At 71.7% G+C, this 26,542-nt stretch carries 29 protein-coding genes; 16 read left to right on the forward strand and 13 right to left on the reverse strand.

Annotation, left to right across the window (positions count from 1 at the left end):
* Positions 1–49: 49 nt before the first annotated feature.
* From pstA to cuyB, 6 genes are all read right to left on the reverse strand, one after another.
* On the reverse strand, positions 50–979 hold the full coding sequence (pstA, locus tag ACOJV7_RS10415; protein WP_420190073.1) for a phosphate ABC transporter permease PstA: 930 nt from the start codon (positions 977–979) through the stop codon (positions 50–52).
* On the reverse strand, positions 976–1,989 hold the full coding sequence (pstC, locus tag ACOJV7_RS10420; protein WP_420190074.1) for a phosphate ABC transporter permease subunit PstC: 1,014 nt from the start codon (positions 1,987–1,989) through the stop codon (positions 976–978). The genes pstA and pstC overlap by 4 nt, the downstream gene beginning before the upstream one ends.
* Positions 1,990–2,146: 157 nt before the next feature.
* Positions 2,147–3,274 (reverse strand): phosphate ABC transporter substrate-binding protein PstS, encoded by a 1,128-nt coding sequence (gene pstS, locus ACOJV7_RS10425; protein WP_420190075.1) that lies wholly within the window; start codon positions 3,272–3,274, stop codon positions 2,147–2,149.
* A 206-nt stretch (positions 3,275–3,480) separates the two neighbouring features.
* Positions 3,481–4,389, reverse strand: coding sequence for an NUDIX hydrolase (locus tag ACOJV7_RS10430; RefSeq protein WP_420190076.1), 909 nt, complete (start codon positions 4,387–4,389; stop codon positions 3,481–3,483).
* A 62-nt stretch (positions 4,390–4,451) separates the two neighbouring features.
* Positions 4,452–6,785 carry an RNA degradosome polyphosphate kinase gene (locus ACOJV7_RS10435; protein ID WP_420190077.1) on the reverse strand — a complete coding sequence of 778 codons (2,334 nt, stop codon included), beginning with the start codon at positions 6,783–6,785 and terminating at the stop codon, positions 4,452–4,454.
* A gap of 59 nt (positions 6,786–6,844) precedes the next feature.
* Positions 6,845–7,552 carry a cysteate racemase gene (cuyB, locus tag ACOJV7_RS10440; protein WP_420190078.1) on the reverse strand — a complete coding sequence of 236 codons (708 nt, stop codon included), beginning with the start codon at positions 7,550–7,552 and terminating at the stop codon, positions 6,845–6,847.
* 66 nt (positions 7,553–7,618) lie between these two features.
* Here cuyB and ACOJV7_RS10445 point away from each other — a divergent pair, with 66 nt between their 5' ends.
* Positions 7,619–8,845, forward strand: coding sequence for a lipid II:glycine glycyltransferase FemX (locus tag ACOJV7_RS10445; protein ID WP_420190079.1), 1,227 nt, complete (start codon positions 7,619–7,621; stop codon positions 8,843–8,845).
* Positions 8,846–8,858: 13 nt separating this feature from the next.
* Positions 8,859–10,172: a carboxylate--amine ligase gene (locus ACOJV7_RS10450; RefSeq protein ID WP_420190080.1), complete on the forward strand. Its 1,314-nt coding sequence runs from the start codon at positions 8,859–8,861 to the stop codon at positions 10,170–10,172.
* 72 nt (positions 10,173–10,244) lie between these two features.
* Here ACOJV7_RS10450 and murJ read toward each other — a convergent pair whose 3' ends face one another.
* The 3 genes from murJ to ACOJV7_RS10465 are packed head-to-tail and all read right to left on the reverse strand — an operon-like array spanning position 10,245 to position 13,606.
* A complete protein-coding gene (gene murJ, locus ACOJV7_RS10455; protein WP_420190081.1) occupies positions 10,245–11,939 on the reverse strand; it encodes a murein biosynthesis integral membrane protein MurJ in 1,695 nt (564 codons plus the stop codon).
* A gap of 42 nt (positions 11,940–11,981) precedes the next feature.
* On the reverse strand, positions 11,982–12,899 hold the full coding sequence (gene mshD / locus ACOJV7_RS10460; RefSeq protein WP_420190082.1) for a mycothiol synthase: 918 nt from the start codon (positions 12,897–12,899) through the stop codon (positions 11,982–11,984).
* On the reverse strand, positions 12,896–13,606 hold the full coding sequence (locus ACOJV7_RS10465) for a response regulator transcription factor (protein WP_420190083.1): 711 nt from the start codon (positions 13,604–13,606) through the stop codon (positions 12,896–12,898). Before ACOJV7_RS10465 ends, mshD begins: the two co-directional genes overlap by 4 nt.
* A gap of 20 nt (positions 13,607–13,626) precedes the next feature.
* On the opposite strand from ACOJV7_RS10465, the gene ACOJV7_RS10470 reads away from it, so the two are divergent.
* Positions 13,627–13,899, forward strand: a complete 273-nt coding sequence (locus ACOJV7_RS10470; RefSeq protein WP_420190084.1) for a MoaD/ThiS family protein — start codon at positions 13,627–13,629, stop codon at positions 13,897–13,899.
* Between the two features lie 16 nt (positions 13,900–13,915).
* Positions 13,916–14,755 (forward strand): hypothetical protein, encoded by an 840-nt coding sequence (locus tag ACOJV7_RS10475; protein ID WP_420190085.1) that lies wholly within the window; start codon positions 13,916–13,918, stop codon positions 14,753–14,755.
* A gap of 108 nt (positions 14,756–14,863) precedes the next feature.
* Here the strand turns inward: ACOJV7_RS10475 and ACOJV7_RS10480 are convergent, their stop codons facing one another.
* Positions 14,864–15,268, reverse strand: coding sequence for a DsrE family protein (locus tag ACOJV7_RS10480; RefSeq protein ID WP_420190086.1), 405 nt, complete (start codon positions 15,266–15,268; stop codon positions 14,864–14,866).
* A gap of 35 nt (positions 15,269–15,303) precedes the next feature.
* Between ACOJV7_RS10480 and ACOJV7_RS10485 the strand changes: the two genes are divergently transcribed.
* Positions 15,304–15,813 (forward strand): heme-binding beta-barrel domain-containing protein, encoded by a 510-nt coding sequence (locus ACOJV7_RS10485; protein ID WP_420190087.1) that lies wholly within the window; start codon positions 15,304–15,306, stop codon positions 15,811–15,813.
* Between the two features lie 46 nt (positions 15,814–15,859).
* Here ACOJV7_RS10485 and ACOJV7_RS10490 read toward each other — a convergent pair whose 3' ends face one another.
* Positions 15,860–16,885, reverse strand: coding sequence for an LCP family protein (locus ACOJV7_RS10490; protein ID WP_420190088.1), 1,026 nt, complete (start codon positions 16,883–16,885; stop codon positions 15,860–15,862).
* A gap of 57 nt (positions 16,886–16,942) precedes the next feature.
* Between ACOJV7_RS10490 and ACOJV7_RS10495 the strand changes: the two genes are divergently transcribed.
* From ACOJV7_RS10495 to ACOJV7_RS10505, 3 genes are all read left to right on the forward strand, one after another.
* The gene (locus tag ACOJV7_RS10495) at positions 16,943–17,362 is read left to right on the forward strand and encodes a Fur family transcriptional regulator (protein ID WP_420190089.1); all 420 of its coding nucleotides are present in this window, start codon (positions 16,943–16,945) and stop codon (positions 17,360–17,362) included.
* Positions 17,359–18,402, forward strand: a complete 1,044-nt coding sequence (ygfZ, locus tag ACOJV7_RS10500; protein WP_420190090.1) for a CAF17-like 4Fe-4S cluster assembly/insertion protein YgfZ — start codon at positions 17,359–17,361, stop codon at positions 18,400–18,402. The genes ACOJV7_RS10495 and ygfZ overlap by 4 nt, the downstream gene beginning before the upstream one ends.
* Before the next feature lie 63 nt (positions 18,403–18,465).
* Positions 18,466–19,305 (forward strand): beta-keto acid cleavage family enzyme, encoded by an 840-nt coding sequence (locus tag ACOJV7_RS10505; RefSeq protein WP_420190091.1) that lies wholly within the window; start codon positions 18,466–18,468, stop codon positions 19,303–19,305.
* A gap of 123 nt (positions 19,306–19,428) precedes the next feature.
* Here ACOJV7_RS10505 and ACOJV7_RS10510 read toward each other — a convergent pair whose 3' ends face one another.
* Positions 19,429–19,950 carry a DUF4395 domain-containing protein gene (locus ACOJV7_RS10510; RefSeq protein ID WP_420190092.1) on the reverse strand — a complete coding sequence of 174 codons (522 nt, stop codon included), beginning with the start codon at positions 19,948–19,950 and terminating at the stop codon, positions 19,429–19,431.
* A 133-nt stretch (positions 19,951–20,083) separates the two neighbouring features.
* Here ACOJV7_RS10510 and ACOJV7_RS10515 point away from each other — a divergent pair, with 133 nt between their 5' ends.
* Genes ACOJV7_RS10515 through ACOJV7_RS10535 form a run of 5 tightly spaced genes read left to right on the forward strand, consistent with a single transcriptional unit; the run spans position 20,084 to position 23,027 of the window.
* A complete protein-coding gene (locus ACOJV7_RS10515) occupies positions 20,084–20,452 on the forward strand; it encodes a helix-turn-helix domain-containing protein (protein WP_420190093.1) in 369 nt (122 codons plus the stop codon).
* Between the two features lie 47 nt (positions 20,453–20,499).
* Entirely contained in the window at positions 20,500–21,216 is a 717-nt protein-coding gene (locus tag ACOJV7_RS10520; protein ID WP_420190094.1) for a hypothetical protein, read from the forward strand.
* Between the two features lie 31 nt (positions 21,217–21,247).
* A complete protein-coding gene (locus tag ACOJV7_RS10525; RefSeq protein ID WP_420190095.1) occupies positions 21,248–22,231 on the forward strand; it encodes an asparaginase in 984 nt (327 codons plus the stop codon).
* A gap of 28 nt (positions 22,232–22,259) precedes the next feature.
* Positions 22,260–22,694 carry a D-aminoacyl-tRNA deacylase gene (gene dtd / locus ACOJV7_RS10530; RefSeq protein ID WP_420190096.1) on the forward strand — a complete coding sequence of 145 codons (435 nt, stop codon included), beginning with the start codon at positions 22,260–22,262 and terminating at the stop codon, positions 22,692–22,694.
* Positions 22,695–22,703: 9 nt separating this feature from the next.
* Positions 22,704–23,027 (forward strand): DUF2516 family protein, encoded by a 324-nt coding sequence (locus tag ACOJV7_RS10535; protein WP_420190098.1) that lies wholly within the window; start codon positions 22,704–22,706, stop codon positions 23,025–23,027.
* Here the strand turns inward: ACOJV7_RS10535 and ACOJV7_RS10540 are convergent.
* A complete protein-coding gene (locus ACOJV7_RS10540; RefSeq protein WP_420190099.1) occupies positions 23,012–23,830 on the reverse strand; it encodes a class I SAM-dependent methyltransferase in 819 nt (272 codons plus the stop codon). The genes ACOJV7_RS10535 and ACOJV7_RS10540 overlap by 16 nt on opposite strands.
* A gap of 96 nt (positions 23,831–23,926) precedes the next feature.
* On the opposite strand from ACOJV7_RS10540, the gene ACOJV7_RS10545 reads away from it, so the two are divergent.
* From ACOJV7_RS10545 to ACOJV7_RS10555, 3 genes are read left to right on the forward strand one after another with little or no spacing between them, the layout of a single operon-like run.
* Positions 23,927–24,682, forward strand: coding sequence for a hypothetical protein (locus ACOJV7_RS10545; RefSeq protein ID WP_420190100.1), 756 nt, complete (start codon positions 23,927–23,929; stop codon positions 24,680–24,682).
* 23 nt (positions 24,683–24,705) lie between these two features.
* On the forward strand, positions 24,706–26,019 hold the full coding sequence (mshA, locus tag ACOJV7_RS10550) for a D-inositol-3-phosphate glycosyltransferase (protein ID WP_420190101.1): 1,314 nt from the start codon (positions 24,706–24,708) through the stop codon (positions 26,017–26,019).
* A complete protein-coding gene (locus tag ACOJV7_RS10555) occupies positions 26,016–26,504 on the forward strand; it encodes a type III secretion system chaperone family protein (protein ID WP_420190102.1) in 489 nt (162 codons plus the stop codon). The genes mshA and ACOJV7_RS10555 overlap by 4 nt, the downstream gene beginning before the upstream one ends.
* Positions 26,505–26,542: the final 38 nt, after the last annotated feature.

Raw genomic sequence — 26,542 nt, forward strand, 5'->3', positions numbered from 1 at the left:
CTCTCTGGGTTGCGAAGTGCAGGGGGTATGCCGTGTGCGCGGCCGGGCGTCAGCTCTTCACCTTGCTGAACCGGCCGACGAAACGGCCCGCGATGTTGAGCAGGAAGATGATGAGGATGAGGGTGAGGGCGGCACCCCAGGTGCGGTCGATCGCCGGCTGGAGGTTCTCGCTGTAGTTCTGGTAGATCATTGTCGGCAGGGTGGGCATGAGGCCGTCGAAGAGGTTCGTCGCGATGACCGCGGTGTAGGGGCCGAGGATGATGAGCGGGGCCGTCTCACCCATGACGCGGGCGAGGCCGAGCAGGACGCCGGTGACGATGCCCGAGAACGACGTCGGGATGACGATCTTCATGATCGTCTTCCACTTGGGCACGCCGAGGGCGTAGGACGCCTCGCGCAGCTCGTTGGGCACGAGCTTGAGCATCTCCTCGGTCGAGCGGACGACCGTGGGGATCATGAGCATCGTCAGGGCGAGGCAGACGGCGAAGCCGATGCGCTGGAGGCCCAGCGTCGTCACCCACAGGGCGTAGATGAAGAGCCCGGCGACGATCGACGGGATGCCGGTGAGGATGTCGACCATGAACGACACGACCTTGGCGAGCCGGCCGCGGCCGTACTCGACGAGGTAGACCGCGGTGAGGACGCCGATCGGCACCGAGATGAGCGCGGTGACGGCAGCCTGGATGAGCGTTCCCTGGATCGCGTGGACGGCGCCGCCGCCCTCGCGCCGGGCCGTGATGCCCGACTGCGACAGGGACCACCAGTCGACGCTGGCAATGATCTGGCCGCCCTTGACGATGGTGGCGCCGAGGATCCAGACGAGGGGGAGGAGGGCGACGACGAAGGCGGACCACATGACGACGCGGGCCAGCTGGTCGCGAAACGCACGCCCACCGGACCGGCCACCGAAGTCCTCGCCACGCGGGGCGGCGGGGGTCGTGGGCGGTGCGGACTCGTCGACCGTGCTCAGCGTGCTCATTCGGTGAAGGCCTTCCGGCGCTCGATGACGACCCGGGCCGCCGCGTTGACGATGAAGGTGAGGAGGAAGAGGACGAGGCCCGCCGCGATGTAGGCACCCGTCTTCTGCGCGGAGTCGAACTCGCCGGCGTCGTTGGCGATGCGCGACGCGAACGTCTCGCCGCCACCGAAGATCGAGAACGAGAAGGCGCTCGAGGTGTTGAGCGCCGAGAGCAGCAGCGTCACGGCGAGGGTCTCACCGAGCGCGCGACCGAGGCCGAGCATGGCGGCCGAGATGATGCCCGGCTTGCCGAAGGGGATGACGGCGGTGCGGATCATCTCCCACTTCGTCGCGCCGAGGGCGAGTGCGCCCTCCTTGTGGGGGGTCGGCACCTGGCTGAAGACCTCGCGCGAGATCGCGGTGACGATCGGCAGGATCATGATCGCGAGGATGACGCCGGCGAACGCCAGCGTGCTCTTGGCGCTCGGGGTCCCGGTGTACTCGAAGAGGGGCAGCCAGCCGAGCACCCGGTCGATGACCGTCGCGACCGGCTCGAAGTACTGTCCGGCGACCTGCAGGCCCCAGAACCCGTAGACGATCGAGGGCACGGCGGCGAGCAGGTCGACGAGGGTGGCCGCCGGCTTGTTGAGCCAGCCCGGCGCGTACTGGGTGATGAAGAGCGCCACCGCCACGCCGAGGGGGACGGCGATGAGCATCGCGATGATCGAGGTGACGACCGTCGCCCAGAGCAGGTCGACGATGCCGAACCGAGGCGCGGTGCCGCTGGGGACCCACTCGCGCGAGGTGAGGAAGTTCGCCTCGTTGTTGAGCAGCGAGGGGACGGCCTGGATGACGAGGAAGAGACCGACGAGGGTCACGAGGGCGATGACGAGGATGCCCGAGCCGGTGGCGAGGCCGCCGAAGATCCGGTCGCCGAGGCGTCCGGTCCCGGCCTTGTCGGCCTCGAGGGGCGGGCGGCCGTCGCCGCTGGGCAGCTCGTCGATCGCGCTGTGCCCGGTGATCGATGACACGGGGTCGGTTCCTTCCAGGGGCTGTGCTGCGTTGTGTGGAGCGAGGGTGTGGAACGAGGGTGTTGAGCAGGGCGGGTGGAACGGGGGTGAGGGGGCGGGGCCGGAGCGGCCCCACCCCCTCAGCCGACCGGAAGGCCGGCGCGTCCGGACGACGCGCTCAGCTGATCGCCTCGATGGCGGCCTCGACCTTGGTCTGGACCTCGGCCGGAAGCGGCGCGTAGCCGATCTCCTCGATGGTCTTCTGCGCCTCCTCGGAGGCGAAGTACTTCAGGAACGCCTTGATGTTCTTCTGCTTCTCGGCGTCCTTGCCCTTCGAGCAGACGATCTCGTAGGTCACGAGGTTGATCGGGTAGGCACCCGCCTCCTTCGTGGCGTAGTCGAGCTTGAGCGCAAGGTCGTTGCCCGTGCCGGTCTGCTCGGCGGTGGCGATGGCCTTGCCGACCGACTCGCTGGTGAGCTCGACGGGGCCGGAGCCGTTGTCGATCGCGGCGACGCCGAGGTCGTTGTCCTTGGCGTAGCTCCACTCGACGTAGGTGATGCCACCGTCGGTGGACTTCACGCCTTCCGCGACACCGGCCGACTTGGCCTTGCCCTCACCCTTGCCGTCCCACGTCTTCGCGGGCTCGCCCGGCCAGTTCTCGGGGGCCGCGGCCTTGAGGTACTTGGTGAAGTTCTCGGTCGTGCCCGACTCGTCGGAGCGGAAGAAGACCTTGATGGCGGTCGCGGGCAGCTGGACACCGGAGTTGGCGGCGGCGATCTTCGGGTCGTTCCAGGTCGTGATCTTGCCCATGAAGATGTCACCGGCGAGGGCCGGGGTCAGGTTGAGCTTGTCGACGCCCTTGACGTTGTAGGCGACGGCGATCGGGCCGGTGACCATCGGGATGTTCCAGGCGGGGGAACCGCAGGCGGCCTCGGCCTCCTTCGCCTCGATCTTGCCGTCCTTCTCCACGGTCTTGAGGGCGGAGTCCGAGCCGGCGAAGTCGACCTGGCCGGCGATGAACTGCTTGATGCCCGCGCCGGAGCCCGAGGGGTTGTAGTTCACGGTGGCGCCGGAGCACTGCGACTGGAAGCCGCTGGCGACCTCCTCGAAGGCGTTCTTCTGGGCCGAGGAACCCTCCGCGCTGAGCGTGCCGTCGAAGCAGTCGGACGAGGTGGAGGAGCTGGCGGTGCCTTCGGCGCCACTGGCGCTGTCAGTGCCGCCCGTGTTGTCCGAACCGCAGGCGGTCAGGGCGATGGAGCCGACGAGGGCCAGGGAGGCCATCGCACCGAGACGCGAAATCTTCACTGTCATACCTCTCACGTGGAGCAGGGAGTCTGGGTCGGACGTGGTGTACCGACAGTGCGAAGGTAGGCAGGGCTGGTGTCCGGTTCGCCCGTGCAGGGTGAACGAGGCGTGAACGGTGCTCGGCCATTGGCTGTCGCGTTGTTCAAGCGAGACGACACCGAGCCCCGCGCCGCCCGGACGGACACCCGCCGCCCGCCTTGACCCACTCAGGGCAGGTGACGCTCCACGGCGACGATCCGCGCACCGGCGCCCACGCCCGCGACGTGGCAGACGAGGGCCTCCCCCTTGGCCAGGTCGTCGTCGCGTGCCTCGACGAACCTCTCGAGCATCCCCACCGCGTCCCCGCCCTCGAGGTGGAGCCGATCCGTGAGGACGCCGAGAACGGCCTCCATGACCGGCCCGTGGGTGCACAGCGCCGCCGGCTCGCCGCGCTCGAGCAGCCGCTCCACGTGCTCGACGGCCCGTCCCGGCTCGGCCTCGTGCCCCTCTTCCGACAGCCCACGACGGGTGCGCGGCTCGATCCCGGACGACACGGCATACGGGGCGATCGTGTCGAGACACCGCAGCGAAGGTGACGTGAGCACGCGGGTGATCCCGTATGCCGTGAGCACGGGAACGAGGTCTCGCGCGCGCTGGGTGCCCCGCGCGTCGAGGGGCCGCTCGCGGTCGTCGCCCTCCCAGTGCGACCGGGAGACGGACTTGGCGTGCCGGACGACGACGAGGGGCCACGTGTCGAGGGCGCCGTCGCCGTGCGCCCGGACAAGCGCCCGCAGCTGCTCGCGGTCATGGGCGTAGTCGAGGCGGATGTGGGCCTCGGCGACGTCGAGCCAGTCGACGGCGTCGATCTCGTTCTCGAGGCGGCCGTTGCCGCCGGTGACGATGGCCGACCAGTAGTGGACGACCTTCTCGCCGCGGGTGCCGGCCTTGGTGAGGACGAGGTAGCGGGCCTGCGGCAGGGGCGGCCCGAGACGCACCTCGAGACCGGTCTCCTCGAGCGTCTCGCGGACGGCGGCGGCGGCCCAGTCCTCGCCGGGGTCGAGCTTGCCCTTGGGCCACGACCAGTCGTCGTAGCGGGGCCGGTGGACGAGGGCGACCTGGAGCACGTCATTGCGCACCCGCCACGGCAGCGTGCCCGCCGCGGGGATGACCTCGGGCCGCTCGGGCCGCTCCGGGGGGCTCAGCGGCGCCGGGCCTTGCGTCGGCGCTTGGCGTGCATCTCGATGAGGGCCGCCTGGATGTCGGGCAGCGGCTCGCCGTCGGCGTCGAGGTGGCGTCGGCTCCAGCGGCCGTCGGCCCCGAGCGACCAGTGCGAGAACTTGCCGCTCATGCCCTGGGCGATGAGCGATCGCAGGTCGTCGAGGTGACGGCGGTCGGCGAGGCGGACGAGGCACTCGACGCGACGGTCGAGGTTGCGATGCATCATGTCGGCGCTGCCGATCCACGCCTCGAGGTCTTCGCCGGTGCCGAAGAGGAAGACCCGCGAGTGCTCGAGGAAGCGGCCGAGCACCGAGTGCACGGTGACGTTCTCCGACAGGCCCTCGACACCGGGGCGCAGGGCGCAGATGCCGCGCACCCAGACGTCGACCTTCACCCCGGCCATCGAGGCGCGGTAGAGGGCGTCGATGACCTGCTCATCGACGATCGAGTTGACCTTGATGCCGATGTAGCCGCTCCCAGGCTTCTCGCGCTCGGCCGCCACCTGGCCCTCGATCCTCTCGACGAGACCGCTTCGGACCGAGCGGGGGGCGACGAGGAGCCGCTTGAACTTGCTCCGCGGGGCGACGCCGGAGAGCTGGTTGAAGAGCCGGGTGAGGTCGTCGCCGACCTGCGGGTCGACGGTGAGGAGGCCGAAGTCCTCGTAGATGCGCGCCGTCTTGGGGTTGTAGTTGCCGGTGCCGATGTGGCAGTAGCGGCGGAGCCCGTCCTCCTCCTGGCGCACGACGAGGCTGAGCTTGGAGTGCGTCTTGAGGCCGACGATGCCGTAGACGACGTGGACGCCCGCGCGCTCCAGCTTGCGAGCCCACGAGATGTTGTTCTGCTCGTCGAAGCGGGCCTTGATCTCGACGACGGCGAGGACCTGCTTGCCGCTGTCGGCCGCGTCGATGAGGGCGTCGATGATGGGGGAGTCGCCGCTCGTGCGGTAGAGGGTCTGCTTGATGGCGAGGACGTTGGGGTCGGCCGCCGCCTGCTCGATGAAGGCCTGCACCGACGTCGAGAACGAGTCGTAGGGGTGCTGGAGCAGGACGTCCTGCTTGCGGATGCTCGCGAAGAGGTCACGCGCCTTGGCGCTCTCGGTCGGGGCGAGGTCGCTGTTGGTGCGGGCCACGAACGCCGGGTAGTGCAGCTCGGAGCGCTCGAGGTCGGCGATGATGTTGAGCCCGCGCAGGTCGAGCGGCGCCGGCAGCCGGTAGACCTCCTGGCTCGTCACGCCGAGCTCGCGCACGAGCAGGTCCATGACGTGGTCGTCCATGTCCTGGTCGACCTCGAGCCGCACCGGGGGGCCGAAGCGGCGCCGGGTCAGCTCCTTCTCGAGCGCGGTGAGGAGGTTCTCGGCGTCGTCCTCCTCGACCTCGAGGTCCTCGTTGCGGGTGACGCGGAAGGTGTAGTGCTCGTGCACCTCCATCCCCGGGAAGAGCTGGTCGAGGTGGGCGGCCATGACGTCCTCGAGCGGGACGAACCGCACGTCGTAGACGTCGGTCGAGGCGTCGCCCTCACCCACGCGCAGCAGGCGCGGCAGCAGCGGCGGCACCTTGACCCGCGCGAAGTGCTCCTTGCCCGTCTTGGGGTTGATGAGGAGCACGGCGAGGTTGAGCGACAGGCCGGAGATGTAGGGGAAGGGGTGGGCCGGGTCGACGGCCAGCGGGGTGAGCACCGGGAAGACGCGCTCGGTGAAGAGATCGCCGAGGCGGGCCTGCTCGTCCTCCGACAGCTCGTCCCACCGCACCACCTCGATGCCTTCCGCCTCGAGGGCGGGCTGGACGAGGTCGTCGTAGACCCGCGCCTGCATGGCGAGCAGCTCGTGGCTCACGACGGAGATCTGCTCGAGCACCTCGCGCGGCTCGAGCCCGGAGGCCGAGCGGACCGCGAGCCCGGTGGCGATGCGGCGCTTGAGCCCGGCCACCCGGACCATGAAGAACTCGTCGAGGTTCGAGGTGAAGATCGCGAGGAAGCGGGCCCGCTCGAGGAGGGGGACGTCCTCGTCGGCGGCCAGCTGGAGCACCCGCTCGTTGAACTGCAGCCACGAGATCTCGCGGTCGAGGAAGCGATCGGCAGGCAGGCCCTGGGACTGGTCGGCCTGCGCCGATGCCGACGGGCGCACGAACCGCCCGTTGGACGCGCGGGGCTGCGCGGCCCGGGCCTCGGCCGCCGAGGCGCTCGCGATCGAGACCTCGGTGACGAAGCTGCTGTCGGTCGTGCTGTCCGCGGTGGCCGGCCGGTCCGCAGCGTCCGCAGCCTCCGCAGCTCCCGCGCCGTCGACGTCGCGGGTCCCGGGCGTGGTCGACGTCGTCATGGGTTCATGGTGTCAGCATCGGGTGAACAACGGGAGACGTGCGCCACCCGGCGGACCGATCAGCGCAGTCGTCCGCCGGCCATTGTCACCGTGCGGGCAGCGAGGGCGTCGAGCGAGTCGACGACGTCGAGGTCGTCCACGCCGAGGTCGGTGCGCAGGATCGAGAGCTCGGTGCAGGCCAGCAGGACCGCGCCTGCGCCCTTCTCGCGAAGGTGCGCGACCGCCGCGTCGAAGCGGTCGCGCTCGACCGGCATACCGGCCTTGACCCCGTCGTAGATCATCGACATGACGTCCTTCTGCACGACGTCGTCGGGAGCGACGGGCGTGAGCCCGGCGGCCTGTGCTGCGCGGTGGTAGGTCTGGGCGCGCAACGTCCCGTCTGTCGCGAGGATGCCGACGTGCGTCAGGCTCGGAACGGCGGCCCGGGCGGCGGCGATCGTCTCCTGGACGATGTCGATGACGGGGATGTCGACGGCGGCCGCGACCTCGTCCTGGAAGGCCTGGGCCGTGTTGCACGGCACCGCGATGAACTTCGCGCCCGCGCGCTCGAGCTGGCGCGCGTCGTCGGCCATCACCGGTCCCGGACTCTCGGGGGAGTCGCCCACGAGGTATGCCGTCCGGTCCGGGATGCTCGCGTGGTTCCACACGAGCATGTCGACGTGGTCCTGGTCGCGGGAGGCGTCGGTGAGGTCGAGGACGCGCCGCATGAAGTAGACGGTGGCCATCGGCCCGATCCCGCCGAGGATGCCGACTGGTTCGTTGCGCACCCGACGAGCCTAACCCCGGCGGATAGACTCCGGGGCGACCTCTGACCCGCCCTACCTAGGAGCTCCGTGGCACTGGCCGCCCTCGACCTCACCGACCGCGAGCACGACGACTTTGTCCGCGACCACCCCCACGGGCACCTCATGCAGACGACTCCGTGGGGGCGGGAGAAGGAGCACACCGGCTGGACCTGGCGCACCGTCGCCGTCGGCCGCAAGGGGGCCGGCCCCGACGGCGCCGACGAGGTCACCGGCGCCGCGCTCATCCTCTTCCGCCGCACCCCGGTGCTGCCGCTGGCGCTTGCCTACTGCCCGCGCGGGTTCGTCGTCGACTGGGCCGACGGCGAGTCGGTCGACGCCCTCCTCGCCGAGGTCTCGCGCGTCGCCAGGGCGAACCGCGGCGTCCTGCTCCGCGTCGACCCGGCCGTCCGCATCGACGACCCGGACGTGCGCCCGGTACTCGAGTCCCGCGGCTTCACGCGCACCGAGCCGGGCGAGGACGCCGCCAAGACCCTCGCCCAGCCGGCGCTGCGCATGGTCACCGACATCAGCGACCTCGACCGCCTCGAGAAGGAGCTGTCGCAGGGAACCCGTCAGTCGATCCGCAAGGGCGAGAAGTCGGGCCTCGTCTACGAGTCGGCCGGACGAGAGGGCATCGACGCGTTCTACGAGCTCATGAAGGTCACCGGGGCGCGGGACGGCTTCGGCATCCGGAGCAAGGACTACTTCACGACCCTCGTCGACGTCCTCTCGCCGACCGACGACATCGTCGTCTCCCTCGTCAAGCTCGACCACGGCGCCGCGGCCGACAAGGCCCGCAAGGCCGTCGAGGACACCCGCGCGCAGCTCGAGAATGCGCGAGCCAAGCGCGAGAAGTACCCCTCCGAGAAGGCCGACCGCCAGGTGGCCCAGCTCGAGGAGACGATCGCCAAGAAGGAGGAGTCGATCCCCGGCTTCGAGGCGGCGCACGCTCAGTACCCCGACGGCCAGTACCTCGCCGGGTCGATCTTCGCGACCTGCGGCACCCGCGGCTCCTACCTCTATGCCGCGTCGTCGGACGAGCACCGCAACCTGCGCCCCAACTACCTCATGGTCTGGCGGATCATGCAGGACGCGGCAGCCAAGGGCGTGACGACCTTCGACTTCGGCGGCATCGACGCGTCCGAGGGCCTCGAGGAGTTCAAGCGCCAGTGGAACCCCGAACGACGCGAGTACGCCGGTGAGTTCACGAAGAGCCTTCGCCCCCTCGCGGGGCGGATCGTCGACCTCGTCGTCCGAGTCTACAAGCGACGCTGAGAGGCGACGAGCATTGTCCGACAACCGTTTTGACTCCATCGCCGACCAGCCCTTCGTGCCGGTCGTCGTCGGTGCACACGTGGGCGGCTACTCGCTCGTGCGCGCCTTCCACGAGGCGTATGCCGTCCGCTCCCTCGTCGTCACCGGTGCCACCTCGTGGGTCGTCGAGAACTCGGCGATCCTCGAGGTCGTCAGCTGCCCCGACGCACACGACCCCGACGTCCTGGCCGAGACCCTGCTGGGCTCACCGTTCGCCGAGCTCGACCAGCCGAAGATCCTCCTCGCCACGTCCGACTCGCTCGTCGACGTCATCGCCCTCATGCGCGACCGGCTCGACGACTCGTGGAAGGTGCCCTATGTCGGCGCCGAGCCGCTGGCCCGCGCGACCCGCAAGCACACCTTCGAGGAGGCGGCGCAGGCGGCCGGCGTGACGACTCCGGCGACGACGTTTCTCGATCTGGGTGACACGGCATACGACGTCTCGGCAGCGGAGCTGCCCACCGAGGGCTACCCGCTCATCGTCAAGCCGACCGCACCGGCGGCCTGGAACCGGGTGAGCTTCGAGGGGCAGGCCAAGGTGCACACGGTCGCGACGGAAGACGAGCTGCGCGACCTCGTGCGGCGGGTCCAGGCTTCGGGCTACCGGGAGACGCTCATCGTCCAGGACCGCATCCCCGGCGACGACACGGGCATGCGGATCCTCACCTGCTACTGCGACCGGGACTCGCGGGTGCGGTTCGCGTCCTACGGGCGCACCCTCATCGAGGAGCACTCGCCGGGGCTGCTCGGCGTGCCGGCCGCCATCCTCACCGGGCAGAACCGCGAGATCGTGGACGAGGCGGTGCGGCTGCTCGCCGAGCTCAAGTGGGTCGGCTACGCGAACTTCGACCTCAAGTACGACCCGCGCGACGGGAGGACGAAGTTCTTCGAGCTCAACCCGCGGCTGGGGCGGTCGAACTACTACGTCACCGGGACCGGCTTCAACCCGGTGCGGTGGTACGTCGACGAGTACGTCCACGACAGCCTGCCCGAGGAGTTCGAGCTCGTCGAGTCCGACACCGAGTCGGTGTACTCGGTCGTGCCGGTGCGGACGATCAAGTGGGCGCTGGCCCGACACCCCGACCTGTGGGCCCGCACGAAGCGGGTCATCAAGGCGGGCGGACTGCGCAACCCGCTGCACTACCGCGCCGAGCGGCACCCGCTGCGGTGGGCCAAGATCCTCGCGGCGGGCGTGAGCTACGACCGCAAGCTCCACCAGTACTACGACCCCGAGGCGGTCTACCACCCCGGCGGCGAGCCCGCCGACAGCGACCTCCCCCGTCACTAACTCACCAATTCCTCCCGTTCGGTACACCCTCCGTGTGCGGAACGGGAGGAATTGGTGAGTTGTGCACGCGACTCAGCGGGGGAGGGGGAGGCGGCGCAGGACCGGCGCGAGCATGTCGTCGACCTCCCGGATCCGCAGGGCCTTCGCCAGCGCGAGGAAGACGACGCCGAGCACGGCCCCGCCGACCGCAAGGCCCAGCACGTGGGCGAGCAGCGGGCTCGCCGGGTCGAAGACGAGCGTCGACGCGCCCCAGCCGGCCACGCCGGCCACCGCAGACGCGAGGGCCAGCCGGGCCCACAGACGCACGACCCGCCCCATCCCCAGCCCGTCGAGCTGGCCCCGGGCGACGACGAGGAACGCCGCGGCCGAGACGATGTTGGCGATGGAGGCACCGGCGGCCACCGTCGCGACGACGTACTGCGGCGGTGAGACCCAGTAGGCCACGGCCGCGCCGGCGAGGTTGACCGCGGTCATGAGGGCGACGAGCCAGAAGTTCATCCAGCCGTCGCCGCGGGCGAAGCAGTAGCGCTGCTTGAGCGCGGTGATCCCGAAGGGCATGAGTCCGACGGCCATGATCGCGAGGACGAGGGCGATGCTGCCCGGCTCGTCGATGCCCCGGCTCGGGTCGTAGCGCGTGCCCCAGAAGAGCGTCTTGGCCATCGGCCGCCCGAGCGCGATGAACGCCGCGACGGCCGGCAGGAGCAGCACCGCCGGGCTCGTGAGACCGCTGACGACGCGGCGGCGCAGCTCGGCGAGGTCACCGGTCTCGTGCGCCCGCGACATCGCCGGGAAGAGTGCCGTGACGATCGAGGTGGTGATGATCGAGTGCGGGAGGATGTAGAGGCTGTAGGCGTAGCCCTGCACGGCGTTGCCCGCGACCGAGGGGCCGCCGACGTTCTCGGGCGACATGACCTTCGTGCTCACGAACCCGTAGAACTGCGAGATGACGAGCGCGGCCACGGTCCAGCCCGTCATCCGCGACATGTCGCCGAAGCCGTAGCCGCGCCACCCGAACCGCGGGCGGTAGCGGAAGCCCGACCGCCACAGCGGCCACGCCAGGCTGAGGCCCTGGATGACGATGCCGAGGGTCGTGCTCAGGCCGAGCACCAGGATCATCTCCGTGGTCCACGGGTCGACGTCGGGCTGCCGGCCCCACTGCCGGATGAACCAGGCGAGCCCCGCGATCTGGATGACGTTGGCCCACGCCGGCGCCCACGCGAAGGCGAGGAAGCTGCCGCGCGCCTGCAGGACTTGGCCGAGGACGGCATACAGGCCGTAGAAGAAGAGCTGCGGCATGCAGATGTAGGCCATGAACGTCGTGAGGTCCACGAACGCCTCGCCCGCGTTGTCCTTGGTGAGCCAGTCGACGATCCACGGGGTCATCGCCACCGAGAGCAGCGTCGCACCGCCGAGGACGAGCAGGCACAGGGTGATGAGCCGGTCGCTGAAGTCCTGCCCGCCGTCCTTGCGCAGCATCGCCTTGGTGAGCTGCGGGATGAGCAGGGCCGAGATGAGGCCGCCGTTGATGAGGACGAAGAGCTGCGTCGGCAGCGTGTTGGAGATCGTGAACGAGTCGGCCGCGACCCCGGCGCCGATCGCCACCGTGAGCAGCGCCCCGCGGATGAAGCCGAGGATGCGCGACCCGAACGTGCCGATCGCCATGACCGCGCTGTTGCGCGCGACGCTGTCGACCTTGGCGGCCACCTGGGGCGGCGGTCCGGCGCCCTCGGGGTCGGCCTCGGCGCCCTCGGGACGGGTGTCGGTCACGTGCTCTTCCCTCGCGGTCAGCCTCGGATGGACCGGCCCACTCTACGGCGCGGCGGGCCGCCCGTAGACCACGTGCACGGCCGCGTCCTCGAACCCCGCACGGCGGTAGGTCGCGAGCGCGCGCGTGTTGTCACCGTCGACATAGAGCTCGATCGTCGTCACGCCCTGACGGGCGAGGTATGCCGTCCCGAGCCCCGTGAGCGGCCCCGCCAGCCCACGACCTTGGTATGCCGGGTGCACCCCCACGACGTAGACCTCGCCGACCTGAGCGCCCACCTCGCGCTTCGTCCAGTGGAAGGCCGCGAGCGGGTGCGCGCCGCCGTCGGACGTGGCCGTCGTGTCCTCGACGAGGAGGAAGCCGGCCGCGTCGAACCAGTCCTGGCCCATCCGCTCGGTGAGGTCCTCGAGCGTGATCGAGCCCTGCTCCGGGTGTGAGGCGAAGGCGAGCCGGTTGACCTCGAGCCACGCCTGCTCGTCGCGACCGGGCTCGAAGGGCCGGACCGAGAAGCCCTCGGGGAGCTCGGGGTCGACGTCGTCGCCCTCACCCACGGGGCGTTCCATGACGTGGAGCTCGCGGGTCGGGACGAGGCCCTCGGACGTCGCGAGGGCCCTCGCTGCGGGCAGGTCCCCGTGCGCCCACACCCCGGTGGCGCCGGCGTCGAGCAGCACACGCAGAAGCGCCCGGCCGACCCCGCGCCGACGGGTCGGAGGGTCGACGACGAGCTCGGCGGACCCGGACGGGTCGAGCGCGGCGTAGCCGAGGAGGTCCGCGGAAGGCGACGGGCCGGCATGCGCGAGGGTGTGCGAGACGCCACCACGTCCGGAGGCGAGCGCGAGTCGGAAGGCCTCCGAGACGGCCTCCACGCCGTCCGGCTCGGTGGCCCGGTGCACGAGCGCGAGGACGTCGTCGACGACCTCCTGCTCGAGGTGTGTCGAGGTCTCGGTGCGCACGTCGCTCACGACCCCACCCCGGCGGCCTCGGGGTCCTCGGCCTCTTCGGGGACGAAGCGGTAGCCGACGTTGCGGACCGTCCCGATGAGGGCCTCGTGGTCGGAACCGAGCTTGGCGCGCAGGCGGCGGACGTGGACGTCGACCGTGCGGGTGCCGCCGAAGTAGTCGTAGCCCCAGACCTCCTGGAGCAGCTGGGCCCGGGTGAAGACCCGGCCCGGGTGCTGCGCGAGGTACTTGAGGAGCTCGAACTCCTTGTAGGTGAGGTCGAGGACGGCGCCGCGCAGCCGCACGGAGTAGGTCGCCTCGTCGATGACCAGGACGCCTGCCGTGATGCGCACGTCGTCGTCGGGCGAGCCGTCGCCCTCGAGCGCCCGGGCGATCGCGAGCCGCAGGCGTGCCTCGACCTCGGCCGGCCCGGCGGTGTCGAGCAGCACGTCGTCGATGCCCCACTCGGGGGTGAGGCCGGCGAGGCCGCCCTCGGTGAGGACCGCGAAGAGCGGTGCCGACAGCCCAGTCGTGCGGATGACGCGGCACAGGGAGCGGGCCATGGCGAGCTCGCGGCGCGCGTCGACGAGCACCGCGTCCGCGGCCGGTGCGTCGATGAGGGCCGTCGCCTCCGCCGGGAGGATGCGAACATGGTGGCTGAGCAGGCCCAGAGCCGGCAGCACCTCGGCGCTCGGCGCCAAGGCGTTGGTCAGCAGCAGGAGGTGGGCCATCCCGCACAGAATAGGTGGACATGACCACGATCGACGGCGCTCGCCGGGCTCTGAGACCGGTGACCCTGCGCTACTGGGCCGGCGCCCGCGCTGCCGCCGGGCTGGCCGAGGAGACCCTCGAGACCGGGCCGACCGTGGGTGACGTGCTCGACGACGCCGTGGCGGCGCACCCCGGCCTGCGCGACGTCGTCGCCGTCTGCTCGGTCCTCCTCGAGGGTCGCGCGGTCGGGCGCGAGGCCGTCGTCGGCGACGGGCAGGTCCTCGAAGTGCTCCCTCCGTTCGCCGGGGGGTGATGGCAGGATGCCGACCGTGGAAGCGTCCGAGCCGGTGAGCGAGTCCCGCGCCGCCCGCCGGGCTGCCCGCGAGGAGCGCCTCCGCAACCCCCTCCTCCCGCCGATGGCGACCGAGCGGCGCATCCCGGTCGTCGTCGCGACTGCCGTCCTCGCCGCACTCCTCGCCGTCGCCACGACCGCCGACCACGCGCTCGGTGCTGCCGCGGTCGCGTGGCTGGGGCTGGCGCTCGCGTGGGGCTGGCCCGAGCTCCTCGGCTCGTCGAGCCGCTTCGGGTCCTCCTTCGCCGTCGGAGTCGCGGGGGTGCTCGCCCCCGTGACCGTGGCGGTGACACCCGACGACCCCTTCCTGCGGCACGTCCCGGTCGTCGTCGCCGCGGCCGTCCTCACGATGTTCCTCCACCAGGTCGTGCGCAAGGACGGGCGTCCGCGTCTCACCCAGTCGGTCGCCGTCAGCGCCGCCGGCATCGCCATCGCCACGATCGGCGCCGCGTGGGTGCCGCTCGGCCGCACGTCCGGTGGGCCCGAGGTGGTCATCGTCGTCGCCATCGCGCTCGCGGTCTCGGCGCTCACGGACCTCGGCGCGAGCATCGACCGCGTGCGGCCGTGGATGGTCGCCATCGCGGCCCTGCTCGGGTTCCTGGCGGGTGGGGTCAGCGGACTGCTCGTCGACGAGGTCGGCGTCGTCGCCGGTGTCGTCCTCGGTGCGATCTCCGCGACCCTCGCCCACGTCATGCGCCGGGTGCTCTGCGTGCTGCCGCCGATCCGAGGGCTGCGCGGCCAGCTCACCGCCGCCGCCGCCTCGGTGCTCGTCGCCGGCGTGCCGGTCTACGTGCTCGCGATGATCCTCGTCGGCTGAGCACCGCCTCATTCATCTGGTTGCCCCACCGCGAGGCCTCGTGGTGGGGCAGTCCAATGAGGGTGGGCGGACGGCATACGCCGTCGTGCCGATCGGTCGATGCGCCGGTCAGTAGACGATCGCCTGCGCGTCCGGGCGCAGGATCTCCTCGACGTAGGCCGCGGCGCCGCGGACCGTCGCACCGTCGAGGAGGTCGTCCGGGCCGAGGTCGCGTCGCGCCGCGCACTGCCCGCAGACGGTGACGGTCGCGCCCTCGAGGAGTGCGTCGCGCAGCTCGTGCAGGGGCGCGCCGTGGGGGAGGGTGAGCTGCTCGGCCCGACCCGGCACTGCCATCCACGTCGCGTCGCCCGTGAGCCAGACGCTCACCTCGGCACCGGCGGCGAGCGCGGTGGAGGCGACGGTGAGCCCTTGGTTGAGCCGCTCGAGCGCCTCCTCGCCGCACGTGATCTTGACGACGAGCGGCCGGGTGCCGGTCCGGGTGGCAGGCGGGGTGGCGGGCGGGGTCAGCGACATGGGGCCTCCTGTGGTGTGCGGCTACGATCCCACTCGTGGCATTCCACCTCGACACCAACCTCCCCTCCGAGCTCGCTCCTCTGGCCTGGCTCGTCGGCAAGTGGGCCGGCGCCGGCGTCGTCGGCTACCCGACGATCGAGTCGAGGAACTTCGGCCAGGAGGTGCACTGCTGGCACGACGGCCGTCCCTTCCTCGAGTGGCGCAGCCAGACCTGGCTCCTCGACGAGGCCGGCGAGAAGGTCCGCCCGCTTGCGACCGAGGTCGGCTTCTGGCGTCCCGTGCCGGAGACGCCGGACGGCACCAACGTCGAGCTGCTCCTCACCCACCCGACCGGCATCGTCGAGATGTATGCCGGTCACGCCCAGCCGGCGAAGGTCGAGCTCCGCACCGACGGGGTCATGCGCAGCCCGCACGCCAAGGAGTACACCGCGGGCCACCGCATGTACGGCTACGTCCAGTCCAACCTGCTCTGGGTCATGGACATGGCGGCCGTCGGCCAACCGCTCACCTCGCACCTCTCGGCGGAGCTCAAGCGGGTCGAGTAGCCCCGGCGGCTGCCCACGCCGTCACGGCGTCCCGGCTGTCCCAGCGTCACGGCGTGACGGTGACGTCGCCGTAGTCCTCCATCGTGTCGTTGCGCAGCGCGTCGCCCAGGGCCTTCATGCTCGCCTCGTCGACGATCTCGATCGAGCCGCCGTCGGGCGCGGTGCCGAATCCGGTGAACGGCGCGGTGATGAAGACGATGTCGCTGCTGCGGATGTTGCGCAGGCTGATCGCCTCGTTCCTCATCTGGCCGACGTCGAGCCCCTGGTCGACGACGAGGTTGCTCGTCGCGGCGTCGACGAAGCGGGTCAGCGTCACCGGGTTGGCGATGACCGAGGGGGTGAGCGTCTTGATCATGAGGGCCTTGATGAAGGCCTGCTGGCGGCGGCCACGCGAGATGTCGCCCTCCGACAGGGTCTTGCGCTCACGGACGAAGGCCAAGGCCTGCGTGCCGTTGAGGTCGTTCCAGCCCTCGCGGACCTGGAAGAACCCCTCGTCGCTGGCCTCCTCGGCATAGACCCGAACGCCGCCCACCGCGTCGGTCATCCGCTTGAAGCCCTCGAAGTCGGTCTTGGCGACGTGGTCGATCTTCACCCCGAGGAGATTCTGGAGGGTGCTCACGAGCAGCGGTGCACCACCGAAGGCGTAGGCCGCGTTGATCTTGTTCTTGCCCCGGCCCGGGATCGCGACATAGAGGTCACGCGGGAAGTGGATCAGCTGGACGGCCTTCTTGTCCTCGGGGACGTGCACGAGCACGATGACGTCCGACCGGCTCGCCGTCTCACCGGGGCGGGCGTCGGAGCCGATGATGAGGTAGTTCTCGCCGGCGTCCTGGGGCAGCTCGACGACCGAGCCGTCGGGGAGCGTCGCCGACGGGGCGGCCGAGGGGAGCAGGTCGTCCTGGGTGATGTTGTTGGCCGCCTTCTGGTTGAGGAAGACGACGAAGCCGCCGGCCGCGACGAGGCAGAGCGCCAGCAGCGATGCGATGAAGATGAGCAGACGGCGTCCCCACCGGGGCCTCTTGCGGGGGCGCTGCTCGGTGGGGCGGTTGTCGTCCTCGAACTCATCCAGCACGCGGCAAGTGTAGGTGGGCCGCTCGGCGACGGCTGGAGGGCGGCATACATTGGTGTGGTGAGCGATCTGGGCACGCGACTGCGGGCCGCCGGACGGCGGCTCACCCCGCAGCGCCAGCAGGTGCTCGACGCCGTCGGGTCCCTCGGCCACGCCACGCCCGAGCAGGTCGTCGAGGCCGTTGCCGCGCAGGGCGGGTCGCCGATGGCGCTCTCGACCGTCTACCGCTCGCTCGAAGCGCTCTCCGACCTCGGCCTCGTGAGCCACACCCATGTCGACCACCGGGTCCCCAGCTACCACCTCACCTCGCACGCCACGCACATCCACGTCGTGTGCCGCGGGTGCGGGTCGGTCGGCGAGGCCCCGCTGGACGTGGCCGAGGAATTCGTCGAGCGGCTCGACCGTTCTCTGGGGTTCGAGGCCGACGTCACGCACGCGGCGATCCACGGACTCTGCCGCGACTGCAGGAAGCAGACATGACCGACACCACCACGGCTCCCGCCACCGCACCAGCCTCCCCACTGCTCACCCGCCCCGGCGCGGTCGCGGGGGAGGGCCTCGACGCCGGCGTGGCCGCGCACTACGGCGACCCCGGCCGCGAGCAGCGCCTCCTCGAGGAGGGCCTTGCCGTCGTCGACCTCTCGCACCGCGGCGTCGTCACGGTCACCGGGCCGGACCGCCTCTCCTGGCTGCACTCGATCACCTCGCAGCACCTCACCGGCCTCGCGCCGCGCGTGGGCGCCGAGTCGCTCGTCCTCTCGCCCAAGGGGCACGTCGAGCACGCCCTCCACGTCGTCGACGACGGCGAGACGACGTGGCTCACCGTCGAGCCCGGCACCGCGCCCGCGCTCGCCGCCTGGCTCGACTCGATGCGCTTCATGCTCCGCGTCGAGGTCGCGGACGTCACCGCCGCGTATGCCGTCCTCGGCGAGCCGCTCTCGGCCGCCAGTGTCGAGGGTGAGCCGCTCGCGTGGGTCGACCCGTGGCCGGCCCTTGTCGGCGACACCGCGGCATACGGGCCCGAGACGGGGCACCCGGGTGAGGCGCGGCGCTGGCGCGAGCTCATCGTCGCGCGCGGGGACCTCGAGTCGGCCGTCGGCGACCGGCCGCTCGCCGGCACGTGGGCCGCGGAGGCGCTGCGGGTGGCCGCCTGGCGCCCGCGCCTCGGGTTCGAGACCGACCACCGCACGATCGCGCACGAGCTCGACTGGCTGCGCACGGCGGTGCACCTGCACAAGGGCTGCTACCGCGGGCAGGAGACGATCGCCCGGGTCCACAACCTCGGCCGGCCGCCGCGCCGCATCGTCTTCCTTCACCTCGACGGCTCGGGACACGTCCTGCCCGAGGCCGGTGCCGAGCTCTCGCTCGACGGCCGCGTCGTCGGACGGCTGACGACCGTGGCACGCCACCACGAGGAGGGTCCGATCGCCCTCGCCGTCGTCAAGCGCAACACCCCCGTCGACGCTGATCTTGTCGCAGGGACCGTCGCCGGCGCGCAAACCGTCATCGTCACCCCCTGACCCGCCGCAGGATCTTTCGGTCCCGTGGCGGTGGCGCAGGACTCGCCTGACACACTGGCGCGCATGGCCACCGCATCGTCCGCGACCCTCATCACCGTCGCGCCCACCGGCGCCGAGCACGCGAAGGCCGATCTGCCGCAGCTCCCGACGACCCTCGACGAGCTCGTCGAGACGGCGCGGACGTGCGAGGCCGCAGGCGCCGCCCTCATCCACCTGCACATCCGCGACGGCGAGCACCGTCCCACCCTCGACGGCGGACGGCTCAAGGACGCGGTCGACGCGGTCCGCTCCGAGACCGACCTCGTCGTCCAGCTCTCGACCGGCGGCTCTGTGCACGACCCTCTCGAGCAGCGGCTCACCGTGCTCGAGGCCGAGCCGGACTCGTGCAGCCTCACGTGCGGCACGACGAACTTCGGCGACGACGTCTTCCTGAACCCGTGGGGCTTCATGTCCGACCTCTACGTCCAGGCGCAGGAGCGCGAGGTCGTCCCCGAGTTCGAGCTCTTCGAGCTGGGCCACGTCCACGCGCTGCGGCGGCTCCTCGACACCCACGGGCTCCCCTTCGGCGGCAAGGTGCACGTCGACTTCGTCCTCGGCGTGCCCGGAGCGATGCCGGGCACGGCGGCTGCGCTGCTCGCCGGCGTCGCGATGCTGCCCGAGGAGGTGACGTCGTGGTCGGCGACGGGGATCGGGCGGACCCACCTGCCGGTGCTCGCGGCGGCGCTGTCGGCCGGCGGCCACCTGCGGGTCGGCATGGAGGACAACGTCTTCTTCGCGCGTGGCCAGCAGGTGCAGCACAACTCCGAGCTCGTCGCCCGGGCCGCCGAGCTCGCGACGACGATGCAACGCCCACCGATGACGACGACGCAGGCCCGCGAGCTCCTCGGCATCAAGCGTCGCTGACCCCCGCTCCCTCGCCCCAACTTTTGCTCCTGGGGAGCGAACGTCGAGGGTCCGGAGGGAGATGTTCCCTCCGGACCCTCAACGTTCCCGCATGGGGAGCAAAAGCTGAGGAGGCGCCACGAGTCAGGCGGGCTGGGTGGCGCCTTCGCGCTCGGGGTCGCCGCGTCGCAGGCTGAGGTCGTTGCACGCGGCGCACGTCTCCTCGGGGATGACGCCGAGCCGCATGAGCTGCCCGAACGCCCAGCACCCGGCACAGAACCCGACCGCGGCCTCGAGCGTCGCGAAGACGACGAGCACACCGAGCAGCACCGACGCCGCCGTCGTCGCCCCGAAGGCGAGGGCGCTCAGGGCGGCCGCGGTGCTCGTCACGAGGCCCACCGTCTGGGCGAAGCGCTTCGGCGGCCCGGGCACCCACCGGGGGCGACCGAACCACGGCGCGACGACGTGCACGGCGAGCCGCCCCAGCGGGCTGAACCGCGGCCCACCGGCGACGCGCGTCGCGAACCCGGCGGCGAGCACGACCGACAGCCACCACCACTGGGTGACGAGCGTGAGCCCGGCGAGCACGACGACGCCGGCCGCGACGACCCGGGCCGCCTTCTCGTTCACCGGGTTGGGGAAGACGAGGAGCTGGCTCACGGACATAACGGGAGATTATGCCGGAGCGAAGCGAACGGCATACGAGAGTCCGTATGCCGGATGCGCGCCGAGCGTGCGTGGCGAGCGTCACGCTAGCCATGGTTTGCATTTTGCTAACTGGAGCAAGCACAATGGATGCATGAGCCGGAACCCGCTGAACGACCTCGCCGGACTGGGCGACTACCTGCGTGAGCAGCGTCTGTCGCACCGTCTGTCGCTGCGTCAGCTCTCCGAGCTCGCGGGCATCTCCAACCCCTACCTGAGCCAGATCGAGCGGGGACTCAAGCGCCCGAGCGCCGAGATCCTCCAGCAGCTCGCCAAGGGTCTGGAGGTGTCGGCCGAGACGCTCTACGTCAAGGCCGGGATCCTCGACGAGCACCACGACGCCGAGGCCACCACCCCCACCGTGCGGGACGCCATCGCCGCCGACCCCGTCCTCACCGCCCGTCAGAAGGCGACCCTGCTCGACGTCTACGAGTCCTTCGTCGGCACCGACACCGCGCCCTGACGCCCCCGACCATCCGTTGCAGCACCCGTCCCTTCCAGGAGGAACACATGGCCACCAAGACCACCACCAAGCCCGCCACCCCGCTCTTCGCCGTCGTCGGCGTCACGGACCTCGCCGTCGAGCGCGCCCGTGAGGCCCGCGTCAACGCCGACAAGGCCGTCGCCGACGCCCGCGTCCGCGCCGACAAGGTCCGCGCCGAGCTCGCCCCCGCCGCCTTCACCAAGCGCGCCGACGAGGTCCAGAAGCGCGCCGGCGTCGTCATCGAGGACGTCAAGGCCCTCCCGGCCAAGGCCCTCGACTCGGGTGTCGCCACCCTCGACCAGGTCAGCAAGGGCTACGAGGGCCTCGCCGTCCGCGGCGAGAAGCTCGTCACCCGCATCAAGAACCAGAAGGCCACCAAGGACCTCGTCGAGCAGGCCGAGGTCACCCTCTCGCTCGGCAAGGGCGCCGTCACCACCGCCCGCAAGGCCGTCCTCGACGTCCGCTCCTCGGCCCTGGCCACCTTCACCACCGGCCGCCAGGAGGCCGCGCACGTGGCCGAGATCGTCGTCGGGACCGTCCGTGAGGACGCCGAGGTCGCCGCCACCGACATCGCGGCGTCGGCCAAGCGCACCCGCACCGCCGCCAAGCGCACGAGCACCACGGCGACCAAGGCCGCCAAGAGGACGACGACCCGCGCCAAGGCGACGACGACCGCCGCCAGGAAGACCGCCGCCACCTCGACCAAGGCTGCCGAGAAGGCCGCCGAGAAGGTCGGCGACTGACCCCTTCGGGAGCGGACCTAGTCTGGGTGGTGTGAGCGCCCTGAACCTCGAGTCCACCCCTGCCGCCCTCGACGCCGCCCCGGTCCTCGCGCACGCGATCCGGGGCGGCTTCGTCGAGTCCGCCCACCGCGCGAGCGTCGCCGTGACCGCCCCCGACGGGTCGGTCGAGCTCGAGCTCGGGAGCGCGACCGACCCGGTCTTCCCACGTTCGTCCAACAAGCCGGTCCAGGCGCTGGCCATGGTCCGCCACGGGCTCGACCTCGCCCCGCACCACCTCGCCCTCGTCTGCGCGAGCCACTCGGGCGAGTCGTTCCACCTCGATGCCGTGCGCGAGATCCTCGACGGTGCCGGGCTCACCGTGCGCGACCTGCAGAACACGCCCGACTACCCCATCGACGACGAGGCCCGGCTCGAGTGGATCCGCGCCGGCCACGGCAAGGAGTCGCTCGCCCAGAACTGCTCGGGCAAGCACTCCGGCATGCTCGCGACCTGCGTCGCCAACGGCTGGGACCACACGGCATACCTCGACCGCGACCACCCGCTCCAGCGCGCGTGCGACGACACCCTCGCCGAGCTCACGGGGGAGAGGGTCGCGGCGACCGCCGTCGACGGGTGCGGCGCCCCCGTCATGGCCGTCTCGCTGGCGGGTCTGGCGCGCGCCTTCGGCCGCATCGCAAGTGCCGCCCCCGGCACCGACGAGGCCCGCGTCGCCGACGCCATCCGTAGCCACCCCGAGTACCTCGGCGGCAGCCGGCGCGACGTCACCACCCTCATCCAGCGCACCCCCGGTGCGATCGCGAAGGACGGCGCCGAGGCGGTGTATGCCGTCGGGCTGGCCGACGGTCGCGGCATCGCCCTCAAGGTCGCCGACGGTGGGCAGCGCGCCCGCACGGTCATCCTCGCCGCCGTGATGCGTCGTCTCGGCATCGAGTCCGGCGCCATCGAGGCGCTCGAGGACGCGCCGATCCTCGGCCACGGCGAGCCCGTGGGCTCCGTCGTCGCCGTGGGCATCTGAGCAGGGCCGACTGAGCGTGGGTGCCTGAGTGCGCGCCGTCATCCAGCGGGTCCGGCGGGCAGCCGTCGTCGTCGAGGGCGAGACCGTCGGCGAGATCAGCGAGCCCGGGCTCTTCGTGCTCGTCGGCGTCGGGCACGACGACGGGCCCGCCGAGGTCGAGCTCATCTCACGCAAGGTCGCCGACCTGCGCCTGCTCGAGGGGGAGCGGTCGGTGACCGACGCCGGGGCGCCCGTGCTCGTCGTCAGCCAGTTCACCCTGCTCGCCGACACGCGCAAGGGCCGTCGCCCGTCGTGGAACGCCGCCGCACCCGGCGACGTCGCAGAACCCGTTGTCGCACAGGTGGTCTCGGCGCTGCGCGACCGCGGACTCACCGTCGCGACCGGGCGGTTCGGTGCGCACATGGACATCGAGATCGTCGCCGATGGGCCGGTGACCATCGTGGTCGACAGCTCTTCGCCGTAGGCTGCAGGCATGTTCGGACTCGGTGCGGCGCAGGGCTACGTCATTCTCGTGCTCACCATTGCGGCCCTGGCGATCGAGGTGTTCGCCTTCATCCACGCGCTGCGGACCCGCCCCGACGCCTTCGTCGCGGCCGGCAAGCGCACGAAGAACTTCTGGCTCGCGGTCACGGGTGTCGCCGCCCTCCTGGGGTTCGTCTCGCTGGGCAACCTCGGGATCTTCACCATCCTGGGCGTCGTCGCCGCGGGGGTCTACCTCGCCGACGTCCGCCCCGCGGTCGAGACCGTGCAGGGTCGCGGCACCGGCTCGCACCAGGGTCCCTACGGCCCCTGGTGACCCACACCGCCTGATCCCGGTGCGACGGCGTCCCACGCCACGGTGAGCTCCCCGAGCCGCCATCGCGACGGGCCGTCGAGGAGGGGCCAGCCCGCCTCCCGCAGTGCCTGTGCCGTCGCGAGGAACCGCTGACGGACCCCGTATGCCGCGTGGCTCGCGCTGCGTGCCCAGTGCCGGTCGACGTCGGCGAGCCACGCGTGGACCCCCTCGCCGGGGACGTTGCGGTGGATGAGCGCCTTGGGCAGCCGCTCGGCGATGACCGAGGGCGTGTCGAGACCGCGGAGGTGCCACGAGAGAGTGAGGCTCACCGGACCACTCGGCTCGACGGCCACCCACGTCGAGAGCCGGCCGAGCTCGTCGCAGGTGCCGTCGACGAGCAGGCCGTCGGGCGTGAGGCGGTGGCACACGGTCGCCCACGCGTCGGCAACCTCGGCCTCGTCGTACTGGCGCAGCACGTTGAAGGCGCGGACGACCGTCGCCGACCGGCCGTCGAGGGGCACCTCGAACCCGCCGAGCCGGAAGGAGAGCCCGGCTCGCTCCAGCGCGCGACCCGCGGCCACCCGGTCGGGCTCGATCTCGATGCCGACGACCTCGATGTCAGGACGGACCCGGCGCAGCCGGTCGTGGAGCTCGACGGCGGTGACGGGGGAGGCGCCGTAGCCGAGGTCGACGACGACCGGCGGGTCGACCGAGCGGCGCAGCCGCCAGGACGCGGGCCCGGCGAGCCAGCGGTCGCAGCGCCGGAGCCGGTTGGGGTTGGTCGTGCCGCGGGTGACCACCCCGACAGGTCTCGTCCTCGCCACGGAGCCAGCGTACGAGCAGCGGTCACGACCCACAGGCCGCGCCCCTAGGCTGCTGACGTGGGCAGATGGGGTGCAGGCGGCCAAGGTGGCCGCGACGTGAGCCGGAGCATGGTGGCGCTCGTCGTCTCCGTCGCCGCGGCCGCGGCACTCGGGCTGTGGGGGTGGCTGCCCGTCCTGCTGCGCACCGACATCGGTCTCGTGCCCGTCGCCCCCGGACTCCTCACCGTCGACGAGTCCGCGCGCGGCGTCGCGACGCTCGGCCGCGGCTACACGGTGGCGGCCTACCAGTCCGGCTTCCGGGTGTCCGCCGCGAGCGGGACGCTCGCCGACACCATCACGCGCGGATCACCCGTGAGCGCCGTCCTCGGTGAGCTGGGCGAGCACGACGGCCACCCGGTCGAGCACGTCGAGGCGAGCCTGGACCACGTCCGTATCGACGAGGTCCGCATCGAGCCGGGGCGTGCGGCCTACTTCGGTGAGGTCTACGGCGAGGTCGAGGGCGAGCCGAGGGCCATGCCGCTGCGGCTCGTGTTCCTCCTCACCACGGCCGGGGTGCACGTGACCGCGCACGCCCAGGGTGCCGACGCCGTCGTCGTCCACCTCGACGCCCTCCCCGCGACGACGGGCATGCCGCCCGCGCTGCCCGACCGCACGCTTCGCAAGAAGGGCTGGTGGCTCGTCCCACAGGCGGGGGAGCAGCGTGCCTTCACCTCCGCCCGCCGCGCGGTCGTCGGCATCGGACCGGCGGCGAGGGCGCGTGGCGTCGACCTCCGGCCGGACGGCCGCCTCGACGTCCATGCCTGGTCGAACCGGGCCACCCTCACCCTGAGCGGCGTGCCGCGCCGGGGGTGAACCCTGCGTGCCAGACTGACGAGATGACGAGCGAGCAGGCCCGGCCCCGCTTCCGGGTCGCGATGGTGTCGGTGCACACCTCGCCGCTGGCGCAGCCGGGCACGGGGGACGCCGGCGGCATGAACGTCTACGTCCTCGAGGCCGCGAAGCGGCTGGCGCGACGAGGCGTGGCCGTCGACATCTTCACCCGTCGCACGACGGCCGCCGCCGCCCCGATCGTCGAGGTCGAGCCCGGCGTCATCGTCCGGCACATCTCGGCGGGACCCTACGAGGGCCTCGACAAGGAGGACCTGCCCGGTCAGCTGTGCGCCTTCGCGGCGGGCATGATGCGCGTCGCCGCGCACGCCCCCGAGGGGCACTACGACCTCGTCCACTCGCACTACTGGCTGTCGGGACAGGTGGGGTGGCTGGCCGCTGACCGCTGGAACGTCCCGCTCGTCCACACGATGCACACGATGGCCCGCGTCAAGAACCTCCACCGCGCCGAGGGCGACCCCGAGGAGCCCAAGGGCCGGGAGATCGGCGAGGCCCAGGTCGTCGAGGCGGCCGACCGTCTCGTCGCCAACACGACCGACGAGGCCCGCGAGCTGCTCGACCTCTATGCCGCCGACCCCGGGCGCGTCGACGTCGTCTCGCCCGGTGTCGACCTCGACGTCTTCCGTCCGGGCGACCGCAGCGAGGCGAGGCGCGATGTCGGCCTCGCGGACGACACCGTCCTGCTGCTCTTCGTCGGCCGGATCCAGCCGCTCAAGGCTCCCGACGTGCTCATCCGGGCGGCCGGCAACCTCGTCCGCCGGAACCCGTCGCTGCGTGGACGCCTCGTCGTCGGGGTGCTCGGTGGCGCGAGCGGCTCGGGCGTGCGCTCGCCGATGGGGCTCCAGCGGCTGGCCGACGACGAGGGCATCGGCGACCTCGTCCGGTTCGTCCCGCCGACCGACCGCGCCACGCTGGCCTCGTGGATGCGTGCCGCGGACGTCGTCGCCGTGCCGTCGCACAACGAGTCGTTCGGGCTCGTCGCCGTCGAGGCGCAGGCCTGCGGCGCCGTCGTCGTGGCGACCAACGTGGGCGGCCTGCCCACCGCCGTCGGCGATGCCGGGGTCCTCGTCGACGGGCACGACCCGCACGAGTGGGCCAACGCCATCGAGGGGGTCCTCGACGACCCGGCACGCGCGGCCGAGCTGTCGGTCCGCGCGGTCGAGCACGCATCCGGCTTCTCGTGGGAGGTGACGGCCGAGCGGCTCGTCGCCGTCTACGAAGCAGCCCTCGCCGCCCCGCTGCGCGCCTCGATCAACGACTCGGACTCGCTGGCCGGCATACCCACCGCGGTGATCCCGTGACGGGTCCCGCCGCCGTCATCGAGGCCTTCCTCGACGACGCCGGCATCGAGTGGGAGGCGGGCGCGCGCGACGGCGAGTTCGTCGTGACCCTGCCCGGCGAGAAGAAGCTCAAGACGGTCGTCTCGCTCGTCGTCGGCGACTCCGACCTGTCGGTGTCGGCCTTCGTCATCCGCAACCCCGACGAGAACCACGAGGAGTTCTACCGCAGCCTCCTGCGGCGCAACCTCCGGCTGCCGGGTCTCGCCTACGCCATCGACGGCAGCGGCGACGTCTACGTCACCGGCCGCATCCCCCTGGCAGGTGTCGACGCCGACCGGCTCGACCAGGTCCTCGGGGTCGTCCTCGAGGCCGCCGACTCGCCCTTCAACGACCTGCTCGTCATCGGCTTCCTCACCTCGATGCAGAAGGAGTGGGACTGGCGGGTCTCGCGCGGCGAGTCGCTGCGCAACCTCGAGGCGTTCCGGTACCTCCTCGACAAGGGCTGACCCACCCGACCCGTATGCCGGCGCCCCCCGACCCCTTG

It is taken from the genome of Knoellia tibetensis (assembly GCF_048606415.1).
Lineage (GTDB): Bacteria > Actinomycetota > Actinomycetes > Actinomycetales > Dermatophilaceae > Knoellia > Knoellia tibetensis.

What these genes read in the sequence shown, in the direction of transcription:
- pstA (WP_420190073.1), bottom strand. Translation starts at nt 979, where the DNA reads ATGAGCACGCTGAGCACGGTCGACGAGTCCGCACCGCCCACGACCCCC.
- ACOJV7_RS10435 (WP_420190077.1), bottom strand. Translation starts at nt 6,785, where the DNA reads ATGACGACGTCGACCACGCCCGGGACCCGCGACGTCGACGGCGCGGGA.
- ACOJV7_RS10465 (WP_420190083.1), bottom strand. Translation starts at nt 13,606, where the DNA reads ATGGCCCACCTCCTGCTGCTGACCAACGCCTTGGCGCCGAGCGCCGAG.
- ACOJV7_RS10470 (WP_420190084.1), top strand. Translation starts at nt 13,627, where the DNA reads ATGACCACGATCGACGGCGCTCGCCGGGCTCTGAGACCGGTGACCCTG.
- ACOJV7_RS10480 (WP_420190086.1), bottom strand. Translation starts at nt 15,268, where the DNA reads ATGTCGCTGACCCCGCCCGCCACCCCGCCTGCCACCCGGACCGGCACC.
- ygfZ (WP_420190090.1), top strand. Translation starts at nt 17,359, where the DNA reads ATGACCGACACCACCACGGCTCCCGCCACCGCACCAGCCTCCCCACTG.
- ACOJV7_RS10505 (WP_420190091.1), top strand. Translation starts at nt 18,466, where the DNA reads ATGGCCACCGCATCGTCCGCGACCCTCATCACCGTCGCGCCCACCGGC.
- ACOJV7_RS10510 (WP_420190092.1), bottom strand. Translation starts at nt 19,950, where the DNA reads ATGTCCGTGAGCCAGCTCCTCGTCTTCCCCAACCCGGTGAACGAGAAG.
- ACOJV7_RS10515 (WP_420190093.1), top strand. Translation starts at nt 20,084, where the DNA reads ATGAGCCGGAACCCGCTGAACGACCTCGCCGGACTGGGCGACTACCTG.
- ACOJV7_RS10520 (WP_420190094.1), top strand. Translation starts at nt 20,500, where the DNA reads ATGGCCACCAAGACCACCACCAAGCCCGCCACCCCGCTCTTCGCCGTC.
- ACOJV7_RS10535 (WP_420190098.1), top strand. Translation starts at nt 22,704, where the DNA reads ATGTTCGGACTCGGTGCGGCGCAGGGCTACGTCATTCTCGTGCTCACC.
- mshA (WP_420190101.1), top strand. Translation starts at nt 24,706, where the DNA reads ATGACGAGCGAGCAGGCCCGGCCCCGCTTCCGGGTCGCGATGGTGTCG.